8 protein-coding genes are annotated in these 8,033 nt (G+C 70.8%); 1 reads left to right on the plus strand and 7 read right to left on the minus strand.

Translation table 11 applies throughout. The features are described from left to right. Window positions 1-192: 192 nt before the first annotated feature. Entirely contained in the window at window positions 193-498 is a 306-nt protein-coding gene (gene paaB / locus AB0O24_RS01780; protein ID WP_055838158.1) for a 1,2-phenylacetyl-CoA epoxidase subunit PaaB, read from the minus strand. After that, on the minus strand, window positions 498-1,469 hold the full coding sequence (gene paaA / locus AB0O24_RS01785) for a 1,2-phenylacetyl-CoA epoxidase subunit PaaA (RefSeq protein ID WP_275797279.1): 972 nt from the start codon (window positions 1,467-1,469) through the stop codon (window positions 498-500). Before paaA ends, paaB begins: the two co-directional genes overlap by 1 nt. A 103-nt stretch (window positions 1,470-1,572) precedes the next feature. Between paaA and AB0O24_RS01790 the strand changes: the two genes are divergently transcribed. Continuing rightward, window positions 1,573-2,235, plus strand: coding sequence for an HAD family hydrolase (locus AB0O24_RS01790; RefSeq protein WP_363372112.1), 663 nt, complete (start codon window positions 1,573-1,575; stop codon window positions 2,233-2,235). A gap of 36 nt (window positions 2,236-2,271) precedes the next feature. Here AB0O24_RS01790 and paaK read toward each other — a convergent pair whose 3' ends face one another. The 5 genes from paaK to AB0O24_RS01815 are packed head-to-tail and all read right to left on the minus strand — an operon-like array spanning window position 2,272 to window position 7,883. Further along, window positions 2,272-3,576, minus strand: a complete 1,305-nt coding sequence (gene paaK, locus AB0O24_RS01795) for a phenylacetate--CoA ligase PaaK (protein ID WP_363372231.1) — start codon at window positions 3,574-3,576, stop codon at window positions 2,272-2,274. Window positions 3,577-3,578: 2 nt separating this feature from the next. Then, entirely contained in the window at window positions 3,579-4,256 is a 678-nt protein-coding gene (paaI, locus tag AB0O24_RS01800) for a hydroxyphenylacetyl-CoA thioesterase PaaI (RefSeq protein ID WP_363372115.1), read from the minus strand. Window positions 4,257-4,267: 11 nt separating this feature from the next. Further along, window positions 4,268-6,319 carry a phenylacetic acid degradation bifunctional protein PaaZ gene (gene paaZ / locus AB0O24_RS01805; protein ID WP_275797814.1) on the minus strand — a complete coding sequence of 684 codons (2,052 nt, stop codon included), beginning with the start codon at window positions 6,317-6,319 and terminating at the stop codon, window positions 4,268-4,270. After that, window positions 6,316-7,161 (minus strand): 3-hydroxyacyl-CoA dehydrogenase family protein, encoded by an 846-nt coding sequence (locus AB0O24_RS01810; RefSeq protein WP_363372117.1) that lies wholly within the window; start codon window positions 7,159-7,161, stop codon window positions 6,316-6,318. Before AB0O24_RS01810 ends, paaZ begins: the two co-directional genes overlap by 4 nt. Further along, window positions 7,158-7,883: an enoyl-CoA hydratase/isomerase family protein gene (locus AB0O24_RS01815; protein ID WP_363372234.1), complete on the minus strand. Its 726-nt coding sequence runs from the start codon at window positions 7,881-7,883 to the stop codon at window positions 7,158-7,160. The genes AB0O24_RS01810 and AB0O24_RS01815 overlap by 4 nt, the downstream gene beginning before the upstream one ends. Window positions 7,884-8,033: the final 150 nt, after the last annotated feature.

Consider the following 8,033-nt stretch of genomic DNA (forward strand, 5'->3'; position numbering starts at 1 on the left):
GAGCCTGTCGAAGGGACCGGCCCCCCGCGTCGGGGGCTTCCACAGGCTCAGCCACCTGGGCCGCGTCAGGTCCCTGAGCCTGTCGAAGGGACCGGCCCCCCGCGTCGGGGGCTTCCACAGGCTCAGCCACCTGGGCCGCGTCAGGTCCCTGAGCCTGTCGAAGGGACCGGGACTCGTGATCGGTCGAGGTGCTCACAGGTGCGGCACCCCCTCGGAGGCGGTGTAGTACACCGCGTGACGGTAGTTCTTTCCCGCCGGCGACTCGAAGAACGCGCCCTTCGCTCCCGGATCGCTCGTGGTCACGGCATCCGAAGGCACGACCCACACCGAGACGCCCTCGCCCCGACGGGTGTAGAGGTCGCGCGCGTTGCGCACGGCGAGCTCGGCGTCGGGGGCGTGCAGCGAGCCGACGTGCACGTGGCTCAGACCGCGGTTCGCGCGCACGAACACCTCCCACAGGGGCCAGGTCTCGGCGGGGCTGCCGCCGGGGGTGGCCATCAGGCAGCGGCCGTCTCTGTGCGGGCGGCGCTCTTCTTCGCGGCATAGGCCGCAGCGGCCTCCCGCACCCAGGCGCCCTCTTCGTGCGCGTCGCGACGGTGCTGACGCCGCATCGTGTTGAGCGGTCCACGCCCGGCGAGCACCTCGTGGAACTCGCTCCAGTCGATCTCGCCCATGTCGTATTGACCCGTCTCCTCGTTGAAGCGCAGGTCGGGGTCGGGCAGCGTCACGCCGAGTACGGCCGCCTGCGGCACGAGCATCGAGACGAAGCGCTGACGCAGCACGTCGTTGCTGAAGCGCTTGATGTTCCACGCGGTCGACTGCGCCGAGTTGGGCGAGTCGTCATCCGGGGGCCCGAACATCATCAAGCTCGGCCAGTACCAGCGGTTCACGGCATCCTGAGCCATCTCGCGCTGCGCGTCGGTTCCCTGCATGAGGGTGAGCAGGATCTCGAACCCCTGGCGCTGGTGGAACGACTCCTCTTTGCAGATGCGCACCATCGCGCGACCGTAGGGCCCGTACGAGGCGCGGCACAGCGGCACCTGGTTGCAGATCGCGGCCCCGTCGACGAGCCAGCCGATCGCGCCCATGTCGGCCCAGGTCGGGGTGGGGTAGTTGAAGATCGACGAGTAGCGGGCCTTGCCGTCGACGAGCTGCTGCGTCATCTCGTCGCGCGTGATGCCGAGGGTCTGCGCCGCGGAGTAGAGGTAGAGGCCGTGCCCCGCTTCGTCCTGCACCTTCGCGAGCAGGATCGACTTGCGCTTGAGGCTCGGCGCGCGGGTGATCCACGCCCCCTCGGGCTGCATGCCGATGATCTCGGAGTGCGCGTGCTGGGAGATCTGGCGGATCAGGGTGCGGCGGTAGCCGTCCGGCATCCAGTCGCGCGGTTCGATGCGGCCGTCGGCCTCGATGAGCGCGTCGAACATCGCCTCGCCATCCAGGGCATCCGGGGTGGGTGCGGTCATGGTCATCGTCGACTCCTTTACAGACCGATCGTTCAGTAAAACTGTAGCGGAGGGGTTGGGCAACCGCAACGGGCGTGACGCCTCGGGCGCGAGCGCGTGGAGTGGGCGCATGGCAGACACCGCGATCTTCGACGTCGACGGCACCCTCGTCGACACGAACTACCAACACGCGCTCGCGTGGTACCGCTCGTTCCTGCGCTTCGACATCGTTCTGCCCATCTGGCGCATCCATCGCTCGATCGGCATGGGCGGCGATCAGCTCGTCCCCTCGCTCACGAGCGACGACGTCGAGAACCGGCACGGCGACGCCCTGCGCGAGGCGTGGACCGAGGAGTTCGAGCCGATGATCGACGAGGTGCACCCCTTCGACGGGGCGCACGACCTTCTCGTCGAGGTGAAGCGGCGAGGCTTTCAGGTCGTGCTCGCCAGCTCCGGCAAGAGCGAACACGTCGAGCACTTCCTCGACCTCGTCGATGCGCGCGGCCTCGCCGACGCATGGACCTCGTCCGACGACGTCGCGGCCAGCAAACCCGCGCCCGACCTCGTGCAGACAGCGCTGGAGAGGGTGCCCGGATCGAGCGGCGTGATGATCGGTGATTCCCCGTGGGATGCCATCGCCGCAGCGCGCGCGGACATCCCCACCGTCGCGGTGCGCACCGGCGGGTTCTCGCCCGAGGAACTGCGGGATGCAGGGGCCGCGGACGTGTTCGACAGCCTCCGCGACCTGATCGACGGCCTCGACGACACTCCCCTCGCGCGCGCCCGCCCCTGAAGCGGCGGGGCACGGGAGGGACACGGACGCGCGCGGTCAGCGCAGGTCGTACACGCGCTTGTACTTGCCCTCGCTGCGCGGGAGCGCGCCGGGCTCCTCGACACGGACGTCGACGCTGGTCCCGATGTGCACTTTGATGCGCTGCTGCAGCACGACGCCCGCCGCCTCGCACACCTCTCGTTCCAGGGCGGGGTGCCTCTCGATGCGGACGGTCATGGCATCCATTCGTCCCTCGCGACGCAGCTCGAGGACGAAGTGCGGGGTGAGGGTCTCGATGCCGAGCACGATCTCTTCGATCTGCGTCGGGAAGAGGTTCACGCCGCGAAGGATGATCATGTCGTCGTTGCGGCCGGTGATCTTCTCGATGCGCCGCATCGACGGGAACGCCGTGCCGGGCTGCAGCCGGGTGAGGTCGCGGGTGCGGTAGCGGATCACCGGGAACGCCTCCTTGGTCAGGGAGGTGAAGACCAGTTCGCCGAGTTCGCCGTCCGCGACAGGGGCGCCGGTCTCGCCGTCGATCGTCTCGGGGAGGAAGTGGTCCTCCCAGATGTGCGGACCGTCCTTGGTGAGGGCGCTCTCGGATGCCACGCCCGGACCCATCACCTCGCTCAAGCCGTAGATGTCGACGGCGACGATGTCGAGGCGGCGCTCGATCTCGCGGCGCATCTCGTTGGTCCACGGCTCGGCTCCGAGCACCGCGACGCGGAGCGACGTCGAGCGCGGATCGACGCCGGCGGCTTCGAGCGCGTCGGCGATCGTGAGGAGATAGCTCGGCGTGCAGAGGATGGCATCCGGCGCGAAGTCCTGGATGAGCTGCGCCTGCCGCGCGGTCTGCCCGCCCGACAGGGGAATGACCGTCGCGCCGAGGCGCTCGATCCCCGCGTGCGCACCGAGACCGCCGGTGAACAGGCCGTACCCGTACGCGTTGTGCACACGGTCGCCCGCGCGGATACCGGCGGCGCTCAGCGAGCGCGCGACGAGGTCGGCCCAGCGATCGAGGTCGCCGGCGGTGTACCCGACGACAGTGGGACGGCCCGTGGTTCCGGAGGAGGCGTGGATGCGGCGGACGTCGGGCATCGGGACGGCGAACATGCCGAACGGGTAGGTCTCGCGCAGGTCGGCCTTGGTCGTGAAGGGCAGCAGGCGAATGTCGTCGAGGCTGCGGATGTCGTCAGGCCCGACACCGGCCTCGTCGAACTTCTGCCGGTAGAGCGCGACGTTCTCGTACGCGTGCCGGACCGTCCACCGCAGCCGCTCGAGCTGCAGCGCACGCAGGCTCTCGAGCGGGATGCCGGTCGGATCGACGGATGCCAGGAAGTCGGGGCGCGAGGGAACGGTCATGGTCATCGAGACACCTCCGTGGTGGGGAGCGCGGCGTTGCGCTTGGGATCGGGGTCGTGCACGGGTCGGGGGCCGGAGGCTTCGACGAGCTCAGCCACCGGCGCGGCGAAGGTTCCTGCCGCGACGGAGGTCCCTGCCGCGGCGGAGGTCCCTGAGCCCGTCGAAGGGACCGGGAACCGCACGGGTCGGGGGCCGGAGGCTTCGACGAGCTCAGCCACCGGCGCGGCGGAGGCCCCCGCCGCGACAGAGGTCCCTGCCGCGATGGAGGTCCCTGAGCCCGTCGAAGGGACCGGGGGCGCCGCCGGCGGTCGCCGGTTGGTCGTGATGCTGCGGCCGCGCACCTCGGCGACGAGGTCACCCGTCTCATCCGTCACGCGGATGTCGTACAGGCCCGTCCGACCACTGCGGGCGCGGCGCGCGGCCGTCGCCGTGAGCGTCTGCCCTGCGGTCGTCGACTTCAAGAACGTGATGTCGGCACCACCGGCGACGGTCACCCGCTCGTCCTCGTTGCAGGCGATCGCGAAGGCCGTGTCGGCGAGGGTGAAGACGAGCCCGCCGTGCGTGATCGCGAAGCCGTTGAGCATGTCGTCGCGCACGGTCATCGACACGCGCGACTCCCCCGGCGCGTCGTGCTCGACGACCATGCCGAGCATCGCCGACGCGCGGTCGTTCTGCATCATCGGCCGGAGGCTCATGCCGGCACCGCCACGGGAGCCGGGGTCCAGGTCTTCGCGACGAGCGTCAGCACGTCGTACTGCGCCACGATCTCGTCGTCCTGGTTGCGGATCACGGCATCCCATCTCACCTCGCCGTACTCGTCTGTCTCGCGAGGGGTGATCTGCTTCGCCGTCAGGGCGACGCGGATGCGGTCACCGGGTGAGACGGGCGTGACGAAGCGAAGGTTCTCGAGCCCCGAGTTCGCGAGCACCGGGCCGGGCGCGGGATCGACGAACAACCCCGCCGCCCATGACACGAGCAGATAGCCGTGGGCCACACGCCCCGGGAAGAAGGGGTTGGCCGCCGCCGACTCCTCGTCCATGTGCGCGTAGAACGTGTCGCCGGTGAATCTCGCGAACACCTCGATGTCGTCGAGGGTGACCTGTCGTTCGGCCGACTCCACGGCATCCCCGATCCGGAGATCTGAGAGGGGTTTGCGGAACGGGTGCGTCCCGGCGGAGTCGGTCTCGGCTCCCGGATGCCACACCCCTGTCAACGCGGTCAGCATGCGCGGCGAGCCCTGGATCGCGATGCGCTGCATGTAGTGCAGAACGGAGCGGATTCCGCCGAGCTCCTCCCCACCGCCGGCGCGACCGGGCCCGCCGTGCACGAGGTGCGGCACGGGAGCGCCGTGCCCGGTGGAGGTGCGCGCGTCGTCGCGGTCGAGGAAGAGCACGCGACCGTTCATCGCTCCCATTCGGGTGAGCAGCTCGGTCGCGACGTCGGGGTCGTGGGTCGCGACGCTCGTGACGAGCGAGCCGCCGCCGCGCGCCACGATGGCCGCCGCCTCCGCGACATCGGCATACTCGACGATGCTCGCGACGGGACCGAAGGCCTCGATGTCGTTGACGGCCGGGGTCGTGGCATCTGCGAAGGCCAGCAGCATGGGCTGGAGGAACGCACCGTCGGCGGGCACGCCCTCGGGCGCCTCGGCCGAGCCGACGACGAACCGTCCCCCGGCGTCGGTGAGCGCGTGGACCTGCCGCAGCACCTCGTCGCGCTGCTCGATCGAGACGACCGGGCCCATCGTGACGCCCTCGGTGCGCGGGTCGCCGATGACGACACGCTCGGCGATCTTGTCGCGCAGCGCCGCGGCCACGGCATCCGTCATCCCCGCCGGCACGATCGCGCGGCGGATCGCGGTGCACTTCTGCCCCGCTTTGGTGGTGAGCTCGACGAGCAACTGCTTGACGTACGCGTCGAACTCGGGGGTGCCGGGCCCGGCGTCGGGGCCGAGGATCGACGCGTTGATCGAGTCGGTCTCGCTCGTGAAGCGCACGCCCGGCTTCGCCTGCGCGCGAAGACGCTCGGCGGTCGAAGCGCTGCCGGTGAACCCGACGGTGTCGCCGAGGTCGAGCAGGTCGAACAGGCCCGGGACGCTCCCGCTGATCAGCTGCAGCGATCCCTCGGGGAGGAGTCCGGTCTCGACGACCATGCGCACCCACGCTTCGGCGATGTAGGCCGTGGGGGTCGCGGGCTTGACGATCGTGGGCAGCCCGGCGAGGAATGCCGGCGCGAACTTCTCGAGCGCTCCCCACATCGGAAAGTTGAAGGCGTTGATCTGCACCGCGACGCCGGGGAGGCGCGTGTAGACGTGCCGGCCGAGGAAGGAGCCGTCCTTCGACAGCGGCTCGATCGGCCCGTCGAGCACGACCTTCCCGGCGGGCAGCTCGCGACGGGCTTTGGACGAGAAGGTGAAGAGCACGCCGATGCCACCGTCGACGTCGCTGAGCGAGTCGCGCCGGGTCGACCCCGAGCGCTCCGAGAGGGCATACAGCTCCTCACGGCGCTCGTTCAGCGCGATCGCGAGGTTCTTCAGCACCATCGCCCGCTGGGGGAAGCTGAGGGCACCGAGGCTTCTCTGGCCCTCGCGGCGCGCGTAGGCGACCGCTCCGGCGAGATCGAGACCCTTCGTGCTGACCCGCACGATCTCGTCACCGGTCGAGGCGTCGCGCACGACCGCGGCGTCGGGATCGTCCTGGGGCATCCACCACGCGCCGTTCACGTAGCTCGGCAGAAACGTCATCGTTCGCTCCATTCGTAGAATCCGCGGCCGGTCTTGCGGCCCAGGTGCCCCTGGGCGACGAGCTCTCGCAGCAGCGCGGGCGGGGTGAAGCGCGCGCCGAACGCGCGCTCGAGTTCTTCCGCGATCCCGAGGCGCACGTCGAGCCCGACGATGTCGGTCGTGCGGAGGGGGCCCATCGGATGCCGGTACCCCAGCTCCATCGCCGTGTCGATGTCGTGCGCACTCGCCACTCCGTCTTCGAGCATGCGGATGGCTTCGAGCCCGAGTGCGACACCGAGACGGCTGGAGGCGAAACCGGGGGCGTCGCGCACGACGACGGCGGTCTTGCCGATGGCCTCGACCCAGTCGGTCGCCGCGCCGACGACCTGCGGTTCGCTGCGCGAGCCGGTGACGACCTCGACCAGCGCCGATGCCGGGACAGGGTTGAAGAAGTGCAGGCCGAGGAACCGCTCGGGGCGGCGGAGCGCGGCGGCGAGCGCGTCGATCGAGATGGAGGAGGTGTTGGATGCCACCACCGCGGCGCGGTCGACGACTCCCTCGATCCGCGCGAGGGCGTCGAGCTTGAGCGCGCGGTCTTCGGGGACGGCCTCGATCACGAGGCCCGCGTCGGCGAACGCGGCGGTGTCGACGCCGGTCGTGAGGGTGTCGGCATCCGGGATCTCGATGCCCTTCTGCGCAGAGCGGGCCACGGCGGCCTCGACGCGCTCGCGGGCGGCGTCGGCGGCCCGGGCGTCGCGCTCGACGACGTGCACGCGGGCACCGGCGAGCAGGAAGGCGTGCGCGATGCCGGCGCCCATGCGGCCCCCGCCCAGCACGCCGACGGTTTCGGGGAGCGTGGTCACTTCTTCTTCCTCTCGAGGAACGCGGTCATACGCGCGCGCTTGTCGGCGCTGTCGAACAGTTCGGCCTGCAGCTCGCCGTCGATCGCCGGATGCTCCGCGCGCGGGGCGAGCAGCGCACGCTTGGTGAGGATCGTCGCCCGCACGGAGTTCGCGGCGATCCGGTCGACGATCGCGTGGGCGGCGTCGAGCAGGGCGTCCGGCTCGTGGATGCTCGACACGAGCCCCCAGGCGAGAGCTTCGTCGGCGTCGATCACGCGGGTGGTCAGCAGCAGCTCGCTCGCGCGCGCGTGGCCGACGATCTCGGGCAGGCGCCACGCGGCACCCGCCGCGGCGATGATGCCGAGGCCGGGTTCGGGATTGCCGAAGCGCACGCGCGGTGTGCCGAGCCGCATGTCGGCCGCATACGCCAGCTCGGCTCCCCCGCCGAGCGCGTACCCGTCGACAGCGGCGATGACCGGCATGGGCAAATGGCGGATGCGATCGAAGACGCTCGCGTTGATCCCCCGCCGCGCGTCATCGCCGGTGCGCTCGCGCAGCTGGGCGATGTCGGCACCGGCGGCGAAGATGCCGCCCGCGCCGGTCAGGATCAGCGAGCGCGGGTGCTCTTCGAGCTCGGCGCACAGCGCGTGCAACTCGTCGACCATGGCCTGGTCGATCGCGTTGCGGCGGTCGGGGCGGTCGAGGGTGGCGACCACGCGGTCGTCGTGCGCGTCGATGCGCAGGCGGGGTGCGTCGGGGGTACCGGTCCCTTCGACAGGCTCAGGGACCTCGGCCCGCTCAGGGACCTCGGCCCGCTCAGGGACCTCGGCCCGCTCAGGGACCTCGGCCCGCTCAGGGACCTCGGCCCGCTCAGGGACCTCGGCCCGCTCAGG

This window comes from Microbacterium sp. NPDC086615 (assembly GCF_040686055.1).
Classification (GTDB): Bacteria; Actinomycetota; Actinomycetes; order Actinomycetales; family Microbacteriaceae; genus Microbacterium.